Raw genomic sequence first — 18,658 nt, forward strand, 5'->3', positions numbered from 1 at the left:
GTCACTTCCCAATTCAGGCATGAACCGCATTCTCCAGCACAGCCGGGCGCGATCGCCGCCGTTCAATATCTTTCGGTCCGATGACAAGCATATCACCGCAAAGCTGCAGCACGGCACCCTCGATCAGTCCGCGATCGAACAATTGCCGTGCACATTCCGCGCCAGATTCGAGCGCCGCCGCGATCTCGCTTCGCGACAGTTCACTGACGTCACGCGTGACGAGACGCGCGCCGAGATCGCTGTCGGGTTGAAGCTCGTTGGCGGGCTGCCGGATGATGGCGGGATGCCCGGGCAGATCGACGGCATTTGCAATGATCGTCGCCGCCGCATCGGCCTGTGATGCGGTCGCAGCCAGCACCGTCACCGCATCCGCAATGCCGAGCGAAAAGCTGCGGCCGTGGCGGCCGCTGGTGGCGATGCCGCGAACCGGATCATTCGCATCGATTCTCATGGCGCGCATCACACCGCCGCGGTCCGGCCGATCGATCAGGCCGACCGAAAAATGCTCGCCTCGCCCGAGATGCAGCGCGATATCGCCGCCGTTGTTGACATAAATCCGGTCGAGCGACGCAGCGTCCAGCATCGCACCGAGAATCTCTTCAGCCACGCTACCGGCGACCGCGGCCATCGGTGTGATGAAACAATCGGAGGCGTAGGGCGCGACGGCGGCATGCATGCGACGCGCGACCGCGCCCCTCAGCGAAGTCCGCCTCCCAGCAGCCGCCCGCAGCTCCGGCAGTTCCGCGCAGAGCTCGTCGAGCAGACCGGTGAAGCGGCGCGCCGCGGCCGCATAAGCCGCCCGCAGTTCGTGTGCGGGCCCCCTCGCCTCAATGATCAGATCAATCGGTCCATCCTGCAAATGCAGCCGCCGGCCATCAGACAGCAATGCAATTTGCGGAAGCCTCATGCGCGATGTCCCGGGATGGGATTTTGCCAGGGCAGCTGACGGACATCGTCGCCGCCCCTGACCTCGGAGAGTGGCTTCACGTAATCCATGTGCCCGCCGAGTGCGGCATAGTCGGACATCTTCATCGTGAACTCGATCGGCGCCACCAGCGCCGGTGTCGGCACATAACCGAACGCACCGGCCGGCATCTGCGTCACATCGACCATATAGGTGATGCCGCCGCCCGGCCAGACATAGACCGCCGCACCGCCGCTGGTCACACGCGTCAGCGCGTCCTTCACCGATCGCGTCAGCCGCACCGGATTGTCGGTGACACCTGCGCGCAGCGAGCCGCCGGCACCGGCCATGAACAGCACCGTGCACAGAGCCGGCTCGCAATTTTCCTGGATGCGCTCGACCGAGAATTTCAAGTCGGCCGGCATCTCCGTTTCGACCGGCTTCAGGGCTTCGTTGAGCACATAGTAAGAGGAATGCTCGCCGGTGGTGGAGACCATCAGCATCGAGAGGCCAGCCTTGGCCGCCTTGGCATCGAACGGTCCGAGGATTGCCAGCGGATCGGAGATGTTGGTGCCGCCCCACCCGGTGCCGGGATCGGCAACCTGGAAATAACGGCCGGGCGTCGAGCGCCGCCCCTTCATCTTGATGCCGGTATCGGCGATGTCGAGCAGCTTGCCTGCCTGATGTTCGCTGAGCACGCCGGTGATGTGGTCGTCGACCACGACGACCTCGTCGACCTTGCCGTGCCATTGCTTGGCGAACATGCCGATCGTCGCCGAGCCGCAGCCGACGCGCATGCGCTCTTCCTTGGCGCCATTGACGATCGGCGGCTGGCCGGCCTGCACCACCACGCTCGCGCCGCCGTCGATGGTGAGCTCGACCGCCTTGCAATTGGCGAGGTCCATCAGCGTGTCGCAGGTGACGCGCCCCTCCTTCTTGGAGCCGCCGGTGAGATGATGCACGCCGCCGAGCGACAGCATCTGCGAGCCGTATTCGCTGGTCGTGACGTGGCCGACCGCCTCGCCCTGCGCACGCACGGTCGCGGTTTCCGGCCCGAGATAGCGGTCGGTGTCGATCTTCACCTTGATGCCGCAATAGGAGAAGATGCCTTCGGTGACGACGGTCACCATGTCGACGCCGTCGACCTCGGACGAGACGATGAACGGCGCCGGCTTGTAATCGGGATAGGTGGTTCCCGCGCCGATCGCGGTCACAAAGGTCGAAGGCTCATAGACGATCTTGCCGTCCCAATCCTCGGTACGACTGAACGGCACCAGCTTGCCGCCGTGCGACACCGTGCGCTCAAGGATGATGTGCGGATCGACGCGAACGAGCTTGCCATCATCGTTGGCATAGCGGTCGCAGGCGCCCGCCGCGCCCGGCTTGATGTAGCACATCACCGGACAGGCATCGCAGCGGATCTTGTCGGTGGCGGCGCTTGTTGTTTCCATCACCATGTCAAAGCCAGCGGACACTGCGGTTATCATTCGTATACGAACGATGTTGCGCGCGCTCCCGATAGCTGTCAAGCGGCGCCGCGCGCGAAACATGCGCCTGCCGAATAAAACCTCATTTGCCTCCCGTCTCTGTCCACAAAGCGGGCACTTGCGCTGCACTGCGGCATGGCGACTTGCACGTTTGTGTACAAACGGTATCGTCGCGACGTAGATTTCGAGCAATCTGGAATTTTCGCGATCACAGGGTTTGGCAACGAGGATGACGCAGGCACCGATCCGCCTCACCGTGAACGGCAGGATCCACGACGTCATGGCAGAGCGCCAGACGCCGCTGCTCTATGTGCTGCGCAACGATCTCGGACTCAACGGCCCCAAATTTGGTTGCGGCTTAGGCGAATGCGGCACCTGCACTGTCCTGATCGACGGCTTGGCTGCACGTTCATGCGTGATTCCAATCAGCGGCTGCACCGAGCGCGACATTGTGACACTCGAAGGCCTCGGCACGCGCGACAAGCCCGATGTCGTGCAGCAGGCCTTCATCGACGAGCAGGCCGCGCAATGCGGCTACTGCCTCAATGGCATGATCATGACCACCAAGGCGCTGCTCACGATCAACCCGCAACCGACCGAGCAGGAGGCGCTCGCGGCGCTGCGCTACAATCTCTGCCGCTGCGGCACGCATGTCGAAATCCTGCGCGCCGTGATGCGCGCTGCGGGCCAGCTTGCCGAGGCCGGTGATTGATGGCCTCTCCTGTTTCGAATGGAGCTGAGCGGCAATCGGGTTCGCTCGTCGTCGTCCGCACGGTGGACGAGATCACCTCCGAAACCTTCGTGCGGATCACTGCGGACGGGTCGGTCACGGCCTATAACGGCCATGTCGATCTCGGCACCGGCATCCGCACCGCGCTCGGCCAGATCGTCGCCGAAGAGTTGGACGTGTCCTTTGCCCGTGTCGTCGTCGTGCTCGGCGACACCGCCATCGTGCCGAACCAGGGCGCGACGATTGCCAGCGAGACCATCCAGATCACCGCCGTTCCCCTGCGCAAGGCCGCCGCGCAAGCGCGGCACTTTTTGATCGCACGCGCGGCGGAGCGACTGGAGTTGCCGGCCGCCGATCTCAGGATCGAAGACGGCCTTGTCCGCGGCCATAATCGCAGCGTCAGCTATGGCGATTTGATCGGCAGCGAGACCATTTGCCTCGAGCTTGCCAATGACGTCGCAGTCAAGGCCGTCGGCGACTACGCCATCGTCGGCCAGTCGATGCCGCGCGTCGACCTCCCTGCGAAGGCCACCGGCGAGCTGACCTTCGTCCACGACATGCGCCTGCCCGGCATGCTGCACGGCCGCGTGGTGCGTCCGCCCTATGCCGGCGTCGACGCCGGCCCGTTCGTCGGCACCAGCCTGATCGCGGTTGACGAATCTTCGGTCCGCGACGTTCCCGGCCTCGTTGCCGTCGTCCGCATCGGCGATTTCGTCGGTGTGGTCGCCGAGCGCGAGGAGCATGCGGTTCGCGCGGCGGAACAGCTTGCGGTGAGCTGGAAGCCGACGCCTGATCTGACCGACCTCGCCGATGTCGAGACCGCGCTGCGCGCCAATCCGTCGACGCCGCGCATGCTGATCGACAAGGGCGATGTCGAGGCCGCGCTTGCGGGCGCGGCCAAGCCGATGCAGCGCACTTACGTCTGGCCCTATCAGATGCACGCCTCGATCGGCCCGTCCTGCGCGGTCGCCGATTTCCAGGATGGCGACATCCGCGTGTGGTCCGGCACGCAGAACCCGCACGTGCTGCGCAGCGATCTCGCGCTTCTGATCGAACGTCCCGAGAGCGAGATCGAGGTGATCCGGTTGGAGACCGCCGGCTGCTATGGCCGCAACTGCGCCGATGACGTCAGCGCCGACGCGCTGCTGCTGTCGCGTGCGGTCGGCCGGCCCGTGCGGGTGCAGCTGACACGGGAGCAGGAGCACGCCTGGGAGCCCAAGGGCACCGCGCAGCTCATCGACGTCAACGGCGGCCTGGACGCCGACGGCGGCATCGCCGGCTACGATCTCGCCACACGCTACCCCTCGAACGCCGCGCCGACGCTCGCACTCCTGCTCACCGGTCGCATCTCTCCCGAGCCCGCCGTGCTCCAGATGGGCGACCGCACCGCGATCCCACCTTACGATTACGAGCACATGCGCGTGGTCGCGCATGACATGGCACCGATCGTGCGCGCGTCCTGGTTTCGCGGCGTCTCGGCACTGCCGAACACGTTTGCGCATGAGTCCTATATTGACGAGGCCGCCACCGAGGCCGGAATCGACCCGATCGAATATCGCCTGCGCTATCTAAAAGATCAGCGCGCCGTCGATCTCGTCAACGCGGTCGCCGAGCGTGCGGGCTGGACGCCGCGGCCGGTGCGCGAAGAGAAAGACGGCGATGTCGTGCACGGGCGCGGTTTTGCTTACGCGCTCTACGTCCACAGCAAGTTTCCCGGTTTCGGCGCGGCATGGTCGGCGTGGGTGGCCGACGTTGCGGTCGACAAGACCACCGGCGACGTCCGTGTCACGCGCGTGGTTGCGGGGCAGGACTCAGGATTGATGATCAACCCGGACGGCGTGCGCCACCAGATCCATGGCAACGTCATCCAGTCGACCAGCCGCGCGCTGATGGAAGAGGTTTCGTTCGAGCGCGGCGCGGTGGCAGCGCGCGAATGGGGCGCCTATCCGATCATCCCTTTTCCCGACGTGCCCAAGATCGATGTGTTGTTGCTGCCGCGGCCGGACCAGCCGCCGCTCGGCGTCGGCGAGTCCGCCTCAGTCCCGAGTGCTGCGGCCATCGCCAATGCGATTTTCGATGCGACCGGCGTGCGCTTTCGCGAGCCGCCGTTCACGCCGGAACGAATCCTGAGGGGATTGCGCGGTGACGCATCGATCACGCCGCAGGCCCTGCCCGCACCGGCGACGCCGCCTCCGTCCCACATCTGGCAAAATCCGTTCGCCAAGCGCGCCGGTATCTTCGCGACGATCGCAGCCGTCTGCACCGCTGCGATCGGCGTCGGCGCCGCGCTGCTGCCGGGCCGGGCGATTGCGCCGATCCCGCGGCCCGAGGCATCCGTCTATTCCGCCGCGACGATCGCACGCGGCGAGCAGCTCGCCGCGCTCGGCAATTGCGCGGAGTGCCACACCAGCCTCACGGGCGCGCTCAATGCCGGAGGCCGTGCGCTGGAGACGCCGTTCGGCACGATCTACACGACCAATATTACGCCCGATGTCGAGACCGGTATCGGCGCCTGGTCCTATTCCGCCTTCGAGCGCGCGATGCGCGACGGGCTGCATCGCGACGGACGGCAGCTCTATCCCGCCTTCCCCTACACGCATTTTTCGAGGACTGATGATGCCGATATGCAGGCGCTCTACGCCTACCTCATGGCGCAGCCCTCGGTGCGCGCAACGGCGCCCGCGAACGCGCTGGCCTTCCCGTTCAATCTCCGCCCGCTGCTTGCGGGCTGGAATGCGCTGTTCCATCAAGCGAAAGAGCTCAAGCCCGAGCCCACGAAATCCGAGGCCTGGAATCGCGGCGCCTATCTCGTCGAGAGTCTCGGTCATTGCAGCGCCTGCCATTCGCCGCGCAACGCGCTCGGTGCCGAGCAGCACCAGGCCTATCTCGCCGGCGGCTCCGCTGAGGGCTGGGAAGCGCCGCCGTTGACCTCGCTCTCGCACGCGCCAGTCCCGTGGAGCGAGGACGAGCTTTTCGCCTATTTGCGCACCGGCCATTCGCGCTACCACGGCGTAGCAGCTGGCCCGATGGCACCGATCGTCCGGGACCTCAAAGCCCTGCCCGATCGGGACATCCACGCGATGGCGATCTATCTCGGCTCCTTCAACGACACTGCGGCCGACGCGCCCGCATTGGCAGCGGGGCTCGAGAGCGCAACCCAAGTCACCGTCGCCTCGTCCACCGGGGCGCGGCTCTATCAGGGCGCCTGCGCCGTCTGTCACGAGGTCGGCGGCCTGCCATTGTTCGGCAGCCGGCCCTCGCTCGCGCTCAACAGCAATCTGCATAGCGCAACAGCCGACAATCTCGTGCAGGTGATCCTGCACGGCATCACCGAGCCTGTGTCGAGCGACCTCGGTTATATGCCGGCCTTCAAGGGCAGCATGAGCGACGCGCAGGTCGAGGAACTCGTGACGTTCCTGCGCAGGCAGTTTGCGCCCGACAAGCCGGCATGGACCGGCGTGCACGAGACGGTCGCGCGCGTGCGCAACTCAACCCACTAATCGTGCTTCTTCGCCTCCACCGGCGGCGTGCCATGGGTGTGGAAGGACTCGATCGTCTTCAGGCCCCAGGCCTGGCCCTTCTTGCGCTCGTCCTCGGTCCACACGATCGGCTTCCAGTCTGGCGCAAGGATGAGGCGCGCGCCGGCATTGGCGACTTCGACGCGGTTGCCGCCGGGCTCGTAGACATAGAGGAAGAAGGTCTGCTGGATCGCGTGCTTGTGCGGACCGGTTTCAATGTGGATGCCGTTTTCCAGGAAGATGTCGGCAGCGCGCAGAATCTCCTCGCGGCTGTCGAGGGCGTAGGTGACGTGGTGGAAGCGCCCGGGCGTGCCGGAGTGGTCGAGCGAATAGGCGAAGTCATAGCTCTTGTTCGACATGGTCAGCCACATCGCGGCTTCGCGGCCGTCATTGAGCACGATCTGCTCGGTCAGGCGGCAGCCGAGATAGGTCTCGAAGAACTCGCGGTTGGCTTTGATATCGACGGCGAGACAGTTGAGGTGGTCGAGACGGCGGACATTGACGCCGCGCGCGGGAAAGCGCTGCGCCTGGTTCTTCAGCGCCGGCTTCAGCTCCGGCGGTGCCTGATACCATTCGGTCTCGTAATAGAGCTCGACGATGTGGCCGTCGGGATCCCTGCAGCGGAACGTCGGCCCCTGCCCCATGTCGCCGTCGATCCAGCCGATGTCGAAGCCGGAGCCCTTCAACGCGGCGACACGGCGCTCCAGCGCCTGCTGGCTGCGTGCGCGCAGCGCCATATGCTCCATGCCTGACGTCTTCGACGCCGTCAGCTTCAGCGAGTAGCGCTCGTAGTCGTCCCAGCCGCGCAAATAGACCGATTCGCCCTTTTGGCCACTGACGGTCATGCCCATGACGTCGACGAAGAATTTCAGGCTCTCGTCGGGCTTCGGCGTCAGCAGTTCCATGTGGCCGAGATGGGCGAGATCGAGGATCGGTTCGGGCTGCATGGTTTCCTCCAAAACTTGGCTAGCAGGTCGTTATTGGCAAGGCATCACTGGCAAAGTTGGCGTGCGATCCCTTCCACGGAATCGCGCAATCCGGCGCAGGGCGCAAATGTGACTGGGCGCGCCCGGACGGCGACGGTCGCAGGCTCATTTGTACTAATGTACAAATGATTAGGTCTCGTCAACAAACCAAAACGTGCCGTTTCGCGATCGGCGCGGCTCCCCGCTGCGAATGGCCATCCTGCAAACGGCGGACGGACTGCCCGAATGGTAAAATCTTCCTTAATTCGATTTGAGCTCACGGGCTTGGAAAAGCGCCATTTTTAGGCTGATTCCGCCCGCAAATATGCATTAGGAACAAACCTAATGGCCGAATTGTCGCGGATTTAACAAAGCGCCCGCGCCAGCCGTTTAACCGTTTGTGCAGCCAGAGCCGCGCATAGTCAGAGTCAAACTCCTCGGACTTCTCAGGTTCATTCATCGTGACATCCTTTGGACGCGTGATTTCGGTACGGGGATCGCTCGCCCGGGTCGGGCTGCTGGCGGAAAGCCAGATGCCGGTCTCGGAAGTTCGGGCCACCGTCGGCCGCTTCGTCAGCATCCGCTGCGCCAGCTCGGTCATCGTCGCGATGATCACCGAGGTGTCCTGCGAGAACCTCTCGAGCACCGACAATCTGATCGCCATCGCCTCAGTCGACCTGCTCGGCGAAATTCTCAACGCCGCCGACAAGGCCAAATTCCAGCGCGGCGTCACCAATTATCCGACGATTGGAGATTCCGTCGACCTGATCACCAGCCAGGAACTCCGCACGATCTACGCGCCGACCGGGTCGGACCAGATCAATGTCGGCTTCCTCCAGCAGGACCGCTCGGTCGTCGCCTATGTCGACATCGAGGAAATGCTGTCGAAGCATTTTGCGGTACTGGGATCGACCGGCGTCGGCAAATCGACCGGCGTCTCGCTGCTGCTCAACGAGATCCTGAAAGCGCGGCCGAACCTGCGCATCTTCCTGCTCGACGTCCACAACGAATATGGCCGCTGCTTCGGCGACCGCGCGCTGGTGCTCAACCCGCGGAACCTGAAGCTGCCGTTCTGGCTGTTCAATTTCGAGGAAATCGTCGACGTGCTGTTCGGCGGCCGGGCCGGCGTGCCCGAGGAGCTCGACGTCCTCGCCGAGGTCATCCCGATCGCCAAGGGCATCTACACCCAGTACCAAAACACCGATCGTCTCGGCCTCAAGCGCATCGATCCCAAGCAGATCGGCTTCACCGTCGACACGCCGGTGCCGTACCGCCTGGTCGATTTGATCTCGCTGATCGACGAGCGCATGGGCAAGCTGGAAAACCGCTCCTCGCGCATCATCTATCACAAGCTGATCTCGCGCATCGAGGCAGTCCGCAACGATCCGCGCTACGCCTTCATGTTCGATAATGCCAATGTCGGGGGCGATACCATGGCCGAGGTCATCAGCCATCTGTTCCGCCTGCCCGCCAATGGCAAGCCGATGACGGTGATGCAGCTCGCCGGCTTCCCGGCCGAGGTCATCGATTCCGTCGTCTCGGTGCTGTGCCGCATGGCCTTCGATTTCGGCCTGTGGAGCGACGGCGTGTCCCCGATGCTGTTCGTCTGCGAAGAAGCGCACCGTTACGCCTCCGCCGACCGCAATGTCGGCTTCGGGCCGACCCGCAAGGCAGTCTCGCGCATCGCCAAGGAAGGCCGCAAATACGGTGTCTATCTCGGCCTCATCACGCAGCGCCCGGCCGAGCTCGACGCCACCATCATCTCCCAGTGCAACACGCTGTTCACGATGCGTCTTGCCAACGACCGCGACCAGGCGCTGCTGCGCGCCGCGGTGTCGGATGCGGCTGCGAACCTGCTGTCCTTCGTACCCTCGCTCGGCACCCGCGAGGTGCTGGCGTTCGGCGAAGGTGTCGCATTGCCGACGCGGCTGCGCTTCAAGGAGGTGCCGCCGCATCAACTGCCGCGCGGTGAAGCCACCATCTCGAGCGTGCCTTCAGTCACCTCGGGTCACGACATGCATTTCGTCGGCGCCGTGCTCGAGCGTTGGCGCGGCGCGACCTCGCAGCGCGACGTCCCGAACGACCCGGTCTTCCAGGCGCCACCCGCCAAGACGCTCGCGCCCACTGAGGCGCCGATGCTGCAGCCCTCGATGGGACTCGATCCGGATCGCTTTTCGCTGTTGAAGAAGCCGCTGCGGTAAAACACCTTGGAGTCCGGGGCACGCGCGCCCGGACATATCGAGGCACGTTGAGGCGACCGCCCGCATCGACTATGGTTGCCGGCCCCTTAGCCGGAATCCATGCTCATGACAAAGCCCGCGCAACGCTTTCCCGCCCCCGCAATTGATACCCTGCCCGACGACATCCGCACGCGCCTGCTCGCCGTGCAGGAAAAGAGCGGTTTTGTGCCGAACGTGTTCCTGACGCTCGCCTATCGTCCGGACGAATTCCGCGCCTTCTTCGCCTATCACGACGCGCTGATGGAGAAGGACGGCGGGCTCACCAAGGCGGAGCGCGAGATGATCGTAGTGACGACCTCGGCGGCCAACCAGTGCCAATATTGCGTCATCGCCCATGGCGCGATCCTGCGCATCCGGGCCAAGAACCCGCTGATCGCCGACCAGGTCGCCATCAACTACCGCAAGGCCGACATCACACCGCGCGAGACGGCGATGCTCGATTTCGCGATGAAGATCTCGGCCGACGCGCAAGGGATCGCTGAGGAGGATTTCGCCGCCCTCGCCCCACACGGCTTCAGCGACGACGACATCTGGGACATCGCGGCGATCTCGGCCTTCTTCGCGCTGTCGAACAGGTTGGCGAATTTCACCGGCATGCGGCCGAATGAGGAGTTCTATCTGATGGGACGCCTGCCGAAGAAGTGACTGAACAGCGGTGACCGAGCTCGACTATCCTGCTGCGCCCCGGCGTCCCGATGTTCGCCCAAGCATTCAAGACGTGTGTCCGTCGAAATCACCCTCGACTGGCGTTTTCTTGGCGCGCTGTCGAGTCATCCTGGCGGGGTCGGGCTGACCGGGAACACCGCGCGGACCAAGCTGCGCGCGCTGAAGATCATCTTCGGAGAACGACGGCTCGACTCCATTTGGCTCGGTCCTCCGCGTGGCGTGAATGTCGTCTCCTCCGCTCATTGTGAACTCCTGTCGTGGTTGGAGATGCCTGAGTTTCGAGTTGAGCGATTCAGCTCCGCAGCGACAACTCCGGAAAGGCGACCGCGTTGCTTGAAGCTGAGCCAATGACTACCAATCGACCCAAGGTCCGAACGTTCCAATCCAGGCAACCGTCTTAGCCTTGGCTGCCTAGGTGAACTGCTTCCCATTGCCGACGGGTTTTGCATGGTCCGGGATGAGACGGCTGTCCTCGTGGATGTCGAAATGGTATCGCGGCATCGGCGCGGTTTAAAGCGTTGGCGACTGGCGCAGATAGCGGCCGTCGAAATCCGCGAGCTCCAAAAATCTCCGCTCGTCGAGCACCGTGACGCGTCCGCGATGTAGCTCGACGATGCCCTCCTCGCGCAACTGCCTGATCACGCGGTTGGCGTGCACGGCGGTGATCCCCATCGCCTCGCCGATCTCCTCCTGGGTCAGCGGCATCTCGAAGCTGGTCCCGTCGACGCCCCCGATGATCCTCAGGCGTTCGCGCAATTCGATCATGACGTGGGCGAGCCGTGCGGGCGCCGGACGCTGACCGACATTGACGATCCATTCGCGGAACATCGCGGCGTCGATCAGCGTGTCGCGCCAGAACATCTCGGCGACGATCGGCCTGCGGCGGTGCAGCTTCTGCAGCGTCTCGTGGCTGATGAAGCCGAGCGTCGCCGGCGTCAGCGTCGACAGATCGTGGTCCATCACGTGCAGGAACAGGCTCATCAGATCGGGGATTTCGCCGGGGATGTGCAGCGACAATATCTGCCGCTTGCCGCTCGCGATCGTCTTGGAGCGTGCGCAGAACCCGTCCGCGATCAGGCAGCAGTCGGTCGCGCGCTCACCGTCGCGCACCACCGCCGTTTCGGCGGGGTACTGTCGCACCGAGATCGGCAAGGCTTCGATCTCCTTGATGTCCTCTTCCGCGATCGCGGAAGAGATGCGCAGGCGCTTGATGAGCGCCGCGCGGATTGCAACGCCGGGCACTGGAGCTCGCTCCCGTCTCGAGAATGGACGTACCGAATTGCGAGCAGTGGGACTCGCGGGGGCGCCATCTTGAAAAGCCCGCGATCGGCCGGCGGTTCCAACAAAAGTTAAGGACGTGGCTCGCCTGTGCGTGCTTGTTTTGGCGCTCGAAAGGGCAAACCATGACCAAGAAGCGCAACCGCACGCGACCGGCCCTGTCCCTCCAGGAACGCCTGAACAAATTCACGCAGGAAGCCCGTGACACGGCCAGAAGGCTGCCGGCGGGTGCCGAGCGCCACATGCAGTTGCAGAAGGTTCGCAACGGCGAGGCCGCCGCGGAGATGGAGCGTTGGCTCTCCTCGCCCGGCCTGCAAAATCCGAAATGGTGGCGCTAGAGCCTAGCGCTTGACCATCAACGGAAGCGCCGGCGCGAAGCGCTCGGCAAATGTCAGTGTCCTGGCCTGGTGAACCGCGGCAAATGACGCCGAAATTCCTGCTGAGGCGACCGCGAGCAAGGCAATTACGAAAACGAGACGGCGCATGGCTGCCTCCTGTGTGAGCTCGACTACGCCCAATAGATGGGCCGGCTTTGTTTCAGGACCACTTCGTGGGTGCGGAAAATGATTTCGCTCAAGCGGCTGTGATGAGATCCGGCTCGCAATGCTGCAGGCCGTAAACAACTCATGATAGTCGCCGTCGTCTTGCATCGCGTGCGCGCCGTATCGGGGAATTTCACACCCGCGATCAGGATCATGAATCGCAAGGCAGCCGTGACAAGCAGCATTTGCTCGATTGCGGAGTCCTCGAGGAACGGTCAGATGAAAATCATCATCCAAAGGCTCAACGGTCTGTGGCACCTCATCGTCGGGTCGAGTCGGATCCGAACACCCTTCCTGGAAACCCAGGATCGCGCACTGGTCGTGACATACGCCAGGCGTGTTTATCCCGGCGCCAAGATCTTCCAGCGCGATTGATGCGAGCGCCCGCGCCTAGTCATCCGACGCCGGCCCGCACCAGCCGGGCAGATAGACCGCATCCTTGCTCTTGGCCGCGGCCAGCGCTTTCTCCAGCGCCTTGTCGAAATTGGCATCGACCGCCTTGCGCGTCAGCTTGCGGCGCAGAAAGTCGGCCCAGAGGAATTCGGAGAACGGCGTGGTGTCCTTGGCGAAGCCGCCCATACGGCGGAGCTCGCCGGCGAGGCTGCGGTAGGGATCATCCTTGAGATCGACGACCGATTTCGGCAGATCGCGGAACGGACGCCGCTCGCCCTTGGCGTCGTAGGGATAGACCCAGCGCTTGTTGTCCATCACGCCCCAGAACGCCTCGCGATCGACCATGCGGAGATCGCCGACTACGGTGACCAGCACCTCCTTGATGCCCTCGTCGTGCAGCGCGCGGCCGAGATGATGATGGTCGATCACGTAGTAGCGCGCGTCCGGTCCGAAGACGACGGGGATCATGTGGCTGCCGAGCAGCTCGGACTGCTTCTTCTTACCGTGCTCGCGCCAGCGCTTGCGCTTCTCCTTGACCTCGCGCATGCCGACCGTCATCTGCGTCGGGCGGAGCGACAGGATCGGCACCGGGTGCACTCTCGGCTCACGCGCGTTGGTGGTCATGATCGAACGGCCTCTCATCTGGTTGCAACGGGTGAACAGGGTTCCCGATTATGCCATGGGCGTTGCGGCGGCAACATGCGTTCGGGACAAGCGGCGCCATCGTCCCGGCTGTTGTTGCAGCGCAACCCGTACGTCCCTGACGCCGGGATGACAACCCGCTCCGACGAGCGTTCGCGGCGCGCAAGGAAGAGCTCAAGAAATGATCAGGAAAGACAATTGGAATGCGCAATGCACGTGCGCGTTGAGAAGATTTTCTGCAACGCTTGTGCCCCGTATGCTATCTAAAATTTGCTGCTTCGGAGTGATCCCCGCGCCATGAAATCCCAGCGGCCCATAACCTCGGATGACGAGCACCGGGTGCTCCAGTTCAGGCCGCGCACGACGCCCTCCCCGGTGATCCACCGGGGCAGCGGCATCGTACAGAAGCTGCACGCCGCCCCCGAACCGCTCGACCTGTCCCGCTACGAGCAGCCGCGCGAGGAGCCGGAAGACTTCCGCCATCGCATGCTCGCCAACATCGCGGCGCTGGCCTTCACCATCGCGCTGACCGCGATCGGGATCTGGCTTGCCGTCAGCATCGCCGACTTGCGCCGGACCCAGGATTGCGTGCTGATGGGCCGGCGGGACTGCGTCAAGATCACGACCCCGCACATCTAGGCCCGGCGGGCCGCCGGCGTCCTCCTTCCTGCGGGGCCTATCCCCGGGCCGAAGCCGTCCCGGGCCGGCAGCCCCAGCCCTGTCCCTGCGCCTTGTCCGGCTCCATTGAACTCAGGGCGGCGCTCCGATATACGGGCTTTCAACCCGGCCAGAGGGGGGGTTGAGGGCGTCATTCGGGGCGCGATGCCCACCCACCTTGCCACTCTGGAATATCTGAAAAATATCCGCAATATATCAAAGGCTTAGTGATGTCCTCCACATTCGATCAGGTCGCTACGATCATCGCTGAAACCTGCGACATCCCGCGCGACACGATCACGCCGGATAGCCATGCCATCGATGACCTCGGCATCGACAGCCTCGATTTCCTGGACATCGCGTTCGCGATCGACAAGCAGTTCGGCATCAAGCTACCGCTGGAAAAGTGGACCCAGGAAGTCAACGACGGCAAGGCGACCACCGAGCAGTATTTCGTGCTGAAAAACCTGTGCGCGCGCATCGACGAACTGGTTGCCGCCAAGGGCGCGAGCGCCTAATCGGGCGGCCATGCAACTCGAATATTTCCAGATGATCGATCGCATCGTCGACCTCGAGGTCGACGCGAAAAAGATCGTTGTCGAGGCCCAGGTTCCCAAGGAGAGCACCGTCTTCGAAGGGCACTTCCCGGGCTATCCCTTGATGCCCGGCGTGCTCCTGATCGAATCGATGGCGCAGGCCTCGGGCTTTCTCCTGCTTGGCGTCTTGAAGTTCGAGCGCATGCCGATCCTGGCCGCCGTGAAGGAAGCCAAGGTACGCGGCTCGGTGTTTCCGGGCGACCTCATGACCCTCGAGGCGAGCGTGGCCCATGAGGGCTCGGGCTATGCCATGACCGAGGCCAAGATCCGGGTCGGCGGCAAGCTGCGCGCGAACTCGATGCTCACCTTCACGCTGATCCCCTTCCCCAATTCGGATATGCGCGGATACATGGATGCGGTCGCCAAGCGCGTCGGCTTTCCGCAACAGGCCGTATCGCCATGACTGACACCGCTTCGAAATCCGGCCAGACGGAAGTCTGGATCACCGGCATTGGTCTTGCCACCTCGCTCGGCGAGGGGCTCGACGCCAACTGGAATGCGCTTCAGGAGAATCGCATCAATGTCGACGAAAAGGGCTTTGCGCCCTTCATCGTGCACCCGCTGCTGCCTGTTACCTTCGACAGCCAGATCCCGAAGAAGGGCGACCAGCGCCAGATGGAAGCCTGGCAGCGCATCGGCGTCTATGCCGCGGGCCTGGCGCTCGAGTCGGCCGGCATCAAGGGCAACAAGGACATCCTGTCGAAGATCGACATGGTGGTCGCCGCCGGCGGCGGCGAGCGCGATCTCAATGTCGACACCGGCGTACTCACCGCCGAAGCCAAGGGTGCCAACGCACCCGGCTTCCTCAACGAGCGGCTGATGAGCGATCTCAGGCCGACGCTATTCCTGGCCCAGCTCTCCAATCTGCTCGCCGGCAACATCGCCATCGTCAACGGTCTCGGCGGCACCTCGCGCACCTTCATGGGCGAAGAGGTCGCGGGCGCCGATGCCGCCCGCATCGCGCTGTCGCGCATCGCCTCGGGCGAGAGCGACATTGCGCTGGTCGGTGGCTCGCACAATGGCGAGCGCAAGGACCTGATGGTCCTCTACGAATTCGGCGACTTCAATCTGAAGGACAAGTTTGCCCCCGTGTGGGCGCGCAAGGACCATTCCGGCTTCGCGCTCGGCTCGGCCGGCGCCTTCCTGGTGCTGGAATCCAAGGCGCATGCGGAAGCGCGCGGCGCCAAACCGTTCGCAAAGCTGTCGAGCGTGGTGACCGATCTGGCCCGGCGCAAGCAGTCCGGCGACATGGAAGCGACGCTGGAGAAGCTGTGGGCCAAGCTGCCCAAGCGCGAGGGCAAGGGCGCGATCATCTCGGGCGCGACCGGCGCGGAGCCGGCGACGTCGGAGGAGCGCGGCTTCCTGAAGGGCCACACCGACTTCCCGGTGCGCGCGACCGGTACGATGTTCGGGCACACCATGGAAACGCAATTCCCGCTCGGCATTGCGCTCGCAGCTCTCGCGATCTCGCGCGGCGCGCTGTTCCCGCCGAACGATTCCACCGGGACCGAGATTGAAATGCAGGGCGCGCCCACCCAGATCGTGGTGGTGGGGGCCGGACACTGGCGCGGCGAAGGCATGGCGCTGGTGGAGGCAGTTTAGCTCATTCGTTTGGGGGATCCATGACTGCACCACGCGACAAACTCGGGCGTCCCGTCGTCGTCGTCACCGGCATGGGCATCACGACCTCGCTCGGCGCCGGCAAGGCCGACAATTGGTCGAAACTCGTTGCGGGCGAATCCGGCATTCGCACCATCACGCGCTTTCCGGTCGATGGCCTGAAGACCACGATGGCCGGCACCGTCGATTTCGTCAGGGTCGATCCGTTCTCGTCCACCGGCCTCTCCGAACGCATGGCCGAGCTGGTCACCCAGGAAGCGCTGGAGCAGGCCGGCATCGGCGCCAAAGGTGATTTCCCGGGCCCGCTCTTCCTGGCGGTCGCGCCGGTCGAGGTCGAATGGCCGCAGCGCCGTGAGCTCGGCCGCGCCGTCGGCAAGCCCGACTTCAACTACGACGATCTCCTGCGTATCTCCGGCGGCGGCAAGTACAGCGCCTATCATCACCGCTTCATGTTCGGCTCGGTTGCGGCCCACCTCGCCGAGACCTTCGGCACCAAGGGCTCGCCGATCTCGCTGTCGACGGCCTGCGCGTCCGGAGCCACCTCGATCCAGCTCGGCGTCGAGGCGATCCGCCGCGGCGAGACCGATGCCGCGCTGTGCGTGGCCACCGACGGCACCGTAAATCCGGAAGCGCTGGTGCGCTTCTCGCTGCTCTCAGCGCTATCGACCCAGAACGATCCGCCGCAGGCGGCCTCCCGCCCCTTCTCCAAGAACCGCGACGGTTTTGTCATGGCCGAAGGCGCCGGCGCCCTCGTGCTCGAGAGCTACGAGGCGGCCACCGCGCGCGGCGCAAAAATTCTCGGCGTGATCGCCGGCTGCGGCGAGCTCACCGATTCCTTCCACCGCACCCGCTCGTCACCTGATGGGAAGCCGATCATCGGCTGCATGAACAAGACGCTGGCCGATGCCGGCATGACGCCGGACCAGATCGACCACATCAACGCCCACGGCACCGCGACGCCCGAAAACGACAAGATGGAGTACAACACGACATCGGCCGTGTTCGGCGATCTCGTCTCGAAGATCCCGGTCACCTCCAACAAGTCGATGGTCGGCCACACCATCTCGGCCGCAGGGGCCGTCGAGGCGATCTTCTCGCTGCTGACGCTCGAGCATCAGCGCATTCCGCCGACCATCAACTACGACAATCCGGATCCCACGATCCTGTTCGACGTGGTCGGCAACAAGGCGCGCGACGCCCGCGTCACCGCCGTGATGTCGAACTCGTTCGGCTTCGGCGGCCAGAACGCCTCGCTGATCCTGACCCGCGAACCGGCCTGACCGGACGGATGGCGCTGCTTCCTGCGAGCACCAAGGCCCGCGCGCGGGAGGCCGCCAAATCGATCGGCGGCGGCCTGATCGGTGCGGCCACCGTCGGCATGCTGCGCACCACGCGCTATTTCGATCCGGCCAAGACCTCGGATTTCTTCGCGCGCGCCGTGAAGTTGATCGGCCCGCGCCTGCGCGAACATCGCATCGGCCGCGCCAACCTCACCGCGGCGTTCCCACAGAAGTCGCCGGAAGAGATCGAAACCATCCTGATGGGCGTGTGGGACAATCTGGGCCGTGTCGGCGCCGAATTCGCCCATATGGACCACGTCTGGGATTACGACCGCGCGCATCCCGAGAACAGCCGGATCGAACTCCCGGCACGCAGCATCGAGCTGTTCGACCAGATCCGCGACGACCGCAAGCCGGCACTGATCTTCGCCTCGCATCTCGCCAATTGGGAATTGCCGGCGCTCGCCGCCGTCGCCCATGGGCTCGATGCCGCGATCCTCTACCGCCGGCCCAACATTGCCTCGGCCGACCGCATCATCCAGGAGATGCGCCAGGTCAACATGGGCACGCTGATCCCGGCGGGGCGCGACGCGCCGCTGCGGCTCGCGCAGGCGCTGAAGGACGGCAAGCACGTCGCCATGCTGGTCGACCAGTATCTCACCGGCGGCGTCGAAGTCACCTTCTTCGGCCGCAAGACCCGCGCCAATCCGATGCTGGCCCGCCTGCTCCGCCAGGTCGAATGCCCGATCCACGGCGTCCGCGTCATCCGCAAGCCCGGCGGCCGCTTCGCCGCCGAGCTCACCGAGGAGGTCCCGCCGGTACGCGATGCCGACGGCAAGATCGACATCCAGGCCACGACGCAGGCGATCACCAGCGTGGTGGAGAGCTGGGTACGCGAACATCCGGAGCAGTGGCTGTGGCTGCATCGCAGGTGGCGGTAGGCATTCCGGTGCTATGGTCTCAGCAGATGCCTCCGGACTCGGCCGGGTTCGATCACCGAAAAATGGCCCGCCCAATCGTCAGGGGCAAGAATTAGGTCAGCGATCGCTTGCCCGCCCGCTGAGGTGGACGCGGAACGATACGTAGCAGGACGATCCCGCAGGCATTCGGAAGCGACGACGCTCTCGCCAACTCTCCGGA

At 64.5% G+C, this 18,658-nt stretch carries 19 protein-coding genes; 12 read left to right on the forward strand and 7 right to left on the reverse strand.

From position 1 onward, the window contains the following. Positions 1-13 precede the first annotated feature (13 nt). Both JJE66_RS22675 and JJE66_RS22680 read right to left on the reverse strand, forming a co-directional pair. The gene (locus JJE66_RS22675) at positions 14-907 is read right to left on the reverse strand and encodes a UPF0280 family protein (RefSeq protein ID WP_200516710.1); all 894 of its coding nucleotides are present in this window, start codon (positions 905-907) and stop codon (positions 14-16) included. Further along, a complete protein-coding gene (locus tag JJE66_RS22680; protein ID WP_200518679.1) occupies positions 904-2,361 on the reverse strand; it encodes a 6-hydroxynicotinate reductase in 1,458 nt (485 codons plus the stop codon). The genes JJE66_RS22675 and JJE66_RS22680 overlap by 4 nt, the downstream gene beginning before the upstream one ends. Before the next feature lie 259 nt (positions 2,362-2,620). On the opposite strand from JJE66_RS22680, the gene JJE66_RS22685 reads away from it, so the two are divergent. Then, positions 2,621-3,103 carry a (2Fe-2S)-binding protein gene (locus JJE66_RS22685; RefSeq protein ID WP_200516711.1) on the forward strand — a complete coding sequence of 161 codons (483 nt, stop codon included), beginning with the start codon at positions 2,621-2,623 and terminating at the stop codon, positions 3,101-3,103. Next, positions 3,103-6,621 (forward strand): molybdopterin cofactor-binding domain-containing protein, encoded by a 3,519-nt coding sequence (locus JJE66_RS22690; RefSeq protein ID WP_200516712.1) that lies wholly within the window; start codon positions 3,103-3,105, stop codon positions 6,619-6,621. The genes JJE66_RS22685 and JJE66_RS22690 overlap by 1 nt, the downstream gene beginning before the upstream one ends. Here JJE66_RS22690 and JJE66_RS22695 read toward each other — a convergent pair. Beyond that, entirely contained in the window at positions 6,618-7,586 is a 969-nt protein-coding gene (locus JJE66_RS22695) for a catechol 2,3-dioxygenase (protein WP_200516713.1), read from the reverse strand. The genes JJE66_RS22690 and JJE66_RS22695 overlap by 4 nt on opposite strands. A gap of 479 nt (positions 7,587-8,065) precedes the next feature. Here JJE66_RS22695 and JJE66_RS22700 point away from each other — a divergent pair, with 479 nt between their 5' ends. Together JJE66_RS22700 and JJE66_RS22705 are read left to right on the forward strand one after the other, a co-directional pair. Continuing rightward, positions 8,066-9,805 (forward strand): ATP-binding protein, encoded by a 1,740-nt coding sequence (locus JJE66_RS22700; RefSeq protein WP_200516714.1) that lies wholly within the window; start codon positions 8,066-8,068, stop codon positions 9,803-9,805. 105 nt (positions 9,806-9,910) lie between these two features. Then, on the forward strand, positions 9,911-10,489 hold the full coding sequence (locus JJE66_RS22705) for a peroxidase-related enzyme (protein WP_200516715.1): 579 nt from the start codon (positions 9,911-9,913) through the stop codon (positions 10,487-10,489). 66 nt (positions 10,490-10,555) lie between these two features. On the opposite strand, the gene JJE66_RS38175 is transcribed toward JJE66_RS22705, so the two are convergent. Together JJE66_RS38175 and JJE66_RS22710 are read right to left on the reverse strand one after the other, a co-directional pair. Next, positions 10,556-10,753 carry a hypothetical protein gene (locus JJE66_RS38175; RefSeq protein WP_246756506.1) on the reverse strand — a complete coding sequence of 66 codons (198 nt, stop codon included), beginning with the start codon at positions 10,751-10,753 and terminating at the stop codon, positions 10,556-10,558. A 267-nt stretch (positions 10,754-11,020) separates the two neighbouring features. Beyond that, a complete protein-coding gene (locus JJE66_RS22710) occupies positions 11,021-11,752 on the reverse strand; it encodes a Crp/Fnr family transcriptional regulator (RefSeq protein ID WP_200516716.1) in 732 nt (243 codons plus the stop codon). Positions 11,753-11,913: 161 nt separating this feature from the next. On the opposite strand from JJE66_RS22710, the gene JJE66_RS22715 reads away from it, so the two are divergent. Continuing rightward, positions 11,914-12,126, forward strand: coding sequence for a hypothetical protein (locus tag JJE66_RS22715; RefSeq protein ID WP_200516717.1), 213 nt, complete (start codon positions 11,914-11,916; stop codon positions 12,124-12,126). Between the two features lie 3 nt (positions 12,127-12,129). Here JJE66_RS22715 and JJE66_RS22720 read toward each other — a convergent pair whose 3' ends face one another. After that, a complete protein-coding gene (locus JJE66_RS22720) occupies positions 12,130-12,273 on the reverse strand; it encodes a hypothetical protein (RefSeq protein ID WP_200516718.1) in 144 nt (47 codons plus the stop codon). A 276-nt stretch (positions 12,274-12,549) separates the two neighbouring features. Between JJE66_RS22720 and JJE66_RS22725 the strand changes: the two genes are divergently transcribed. Further along, positions 12,550-12,705 carry a hypothetical protein gene (locus JJE66_RS22725; RefSeq protein WP_200516719.1) on the forward strand — a complete coding sequence of 52 codons (156 nt, stop codon included), beginning with the start codon at positions 12,550-12,552 and terminating at the stop codon, positions 12,703-12,705. 15 nt (positions 12,706-12,720) lie between these two features. Here the strand turns inward: JJE66_RS22725 and JJE66_RS22730 are convergent, their stop codons facing one another. Then, positions 12,721-13,347 carry a ParB-like protein gene (locus tag JJE66_RS22730; protein ID WP_200516720.1) on the reverse strand — a complete coding sequence of 209 codons (627 nt, stop codon included), beginning with the start codon at positions 13,345-13,347 and terminating at the stop codon, positions 12,721-12,723. A 315-nt stretch (positions 13,348-13,662) separates the two neighbouring features. Between JJE66_RS22730 and JJE66_RS22735 the strand changes: the two genes are divergently transcribed. From JJE66_RS22735 to JJE66_RS22760, 6 genes are all read left to right on the forward strand, one after another. Continuing rightward, complete coding sequence (locus tag JJE66_RS22735; RefSeq protein ID WP_200516721.1) at positions 13,663-14,004, forward strand: hypothetical protein; 342 nt, start codon at positions 13,663-13,665, stop codon at positions 14,002-14,004. A 248-nt stretch (positions 14,005-14,252) separates the two neighbouring features. Continuing rightward, complete coding sequence (locus tag JJE66_RS22740) at positions 14,253-14,540, forward strand: acyl carrier protein (protein WP_007592476.1); 288 nt, start codon at positions 14,253-14,255, stop codon at positions 14,538-14,540. A 10-nt stretch (positions 14,541-14,550) separates the two neighbouring features. Next, positions 14,551-15,021, forward strand: coding sequence for a 3-hydroxyacyl-ACP dehydratase FabZ family protein (locus JJE66_RS22745; RefSeq protein WP_200516722.1), 471 nt, complete (start codon positions 14,551-14,553; stop codon positions 15,019-15,021). Then, entirely contained in the window at positions 15,018-16,220 is a 1,203-nt protein-coding gene (locus JJE66_RS22750; protein ID WP_200516723.1) for a beta-ketoacyl-ACP synthase, read from the forward strand. Before JJE66_RS22745 ends, JJE66_RS22750 begins: the two co-directional genes overlap by 4 nt. Positions 16,221-16,240: 20 nt before the next feature. Further along, positions 16,241-17,518 (forward strand): beta-ketoacyl-ACP synthase, encoded by a 1,278-nt coding sequence (locus JJE66_RS22755; protein ID WP_200516724.1) that lies wholly within the window; start codon positions 16,241-16,243, stop codon positions 17,516-17,518. Between the two features lie 8 nt (positions 17,519-17,526). Further along, entirely contained in the window at positions 17,527-18,459 is a 933-nt protein-coding gene (locus tag JJE66_RS22760; RefSeq protein ID WP_200516725.1) for a lipid A biosynthesis lauroyl acyltransferase, read from the forward strand. Positions 18,460-18,658 lie beyond the last annotated feature (199 nt).

Source organism: Bradyrhizobium diazoefficiens, from assembly GCF_016612535.1.
GTDB classification, from domain to species: domain Bacteria; phylum Pseudomonadota; class Alphaproteobacteria; order Rhizobiales; family Xanthobacteraceae; genus Bradyrhizobium; species Bradyrhizobium diazoefficiens_C.

Excerpts from the sequence above, each read along its gene's own strand:
- JJE66_RS22675 (WP_200516710.1), bottom strand. The coding sequence starts at position 907 with ATGAGGCTTCCGCAAATTGCATTGCTGTCTGATGGCCGGCGGCTGCAT.
- JJE66_RS22680 (WP_200518679.1), bottom strand. The coding sequence starts at position 2,361 with ATGGTGATGGAAACAACAAGCGCCGCCACCGACAAGATCCGCTGCGAT.
- JJE66_RS22685 (WP_200516711.1), top strand. The coding sequence starts at position 2,621 with ATGACGCAGGCACCGATCCGCCTCACCGTGAACGGCAGGATCCACGAC.
- JJE66_RS22690 (WP_200516712.1), top strand. The coding sequence starts at position 3,103 with ATGGCCTCTCCTGTTTCGAATGGAGCTGAGCGGCAATCGGGTTCGCTC.
- JJE66_RS22695 (WP_200516713.1), bottom strand. The coding sequence starts at position 7,586 with ATGCAGCCCGAACCGATCCTCGATCTCGCCCATCTCGGCCACATGGAA.
- JJE66_RS22705 (WP_200516715.1), top strand. The coding sequence starts at position 9,911 with ATGACAAAGCCCGCGCAACGCTTTCCCGCCCCCGCAATTGATACCCTG.
- JJE66_RS38175 (WP_246756506.1), bottom strand. The coding sequence starts at position 10,753 with ATGAGCGGAGGAGACGACATTCACGCCACGCGGAGGACCGAGCCAAAT.
- JJE66_RS22715 (WP_200516717.1), top strand. The coding sequence starts at position 11,914 with ATGACCAAGAAGCGCAACCGCACGCGACCGGCCCTGTCCCTCCAGGAA.
- JJE66_RS22720 (WP_200516718.1), bottom strand. The coding sequence starts at position 12,273 with ATGCGCCGTCTCGTTTTCGTAATTGCCTTGCTCGCGGTCGCCTCAGCA.
- JJE66_RS22725 (WP_200516719.1), top strand. The coding sequence starts at position 12,550 with ATGAAAATCATCATCCAAAGGCTCAACGGTCTGTGGCACCTCATCGTC.
- JJE66_RS22730 (WP_200516720.1), bottom strand. The coding sequence starts at position 13,347 with ATGACCACCAACGCGCGTGAGCCGAGAGTGCACCCGGTGCCGATCCTG.
- JJE66_RS22735 (WP_200516721.1), top strand. The coding sequence starts at position 13,663 with ATGAAATCCCAGCGGCCCATAACCTCGGATGACGAGCACCGGGTGCTC.
- JJE66_RS22740 (WP_007592476.1), top strand. The coding sequence starts at position 14,253 with ATGTCCTCCACATTCGATCAGGTCGCTACGATCATCGCTGAAACCTGC.
- JJE66_RS22745 (WP_200516722.1), top strand. The coding sequence starts at position 14,551 with ATGCAACTCGAATATTTCCAGATGATCGATCGCATCGTCGACCTCGAG.
- JJE66_RS22750 (WP_200516723.1), top strand. The coding sequence starts at position 15,018 with ATGACTGACACCGCTTCGAAATCCGGCCAGACGGAAGTCTGGATCACC.
- JJE66_RS22755 (WP_200516724.1), top strand. The coding sequence starts at position 16,241 with ATGACTGCACCACGCGACAAACTCGGGCGTCCCGTCGTCGTCGTCACC.
- JJE66_RS22760 (WP_200516725.1), top strand. The coding sequence starts at position 17,527 with ATGGCGCTGCTTCCTGCGAGCACCAAGGCCCGCGCGCGGGAGGCCGCC.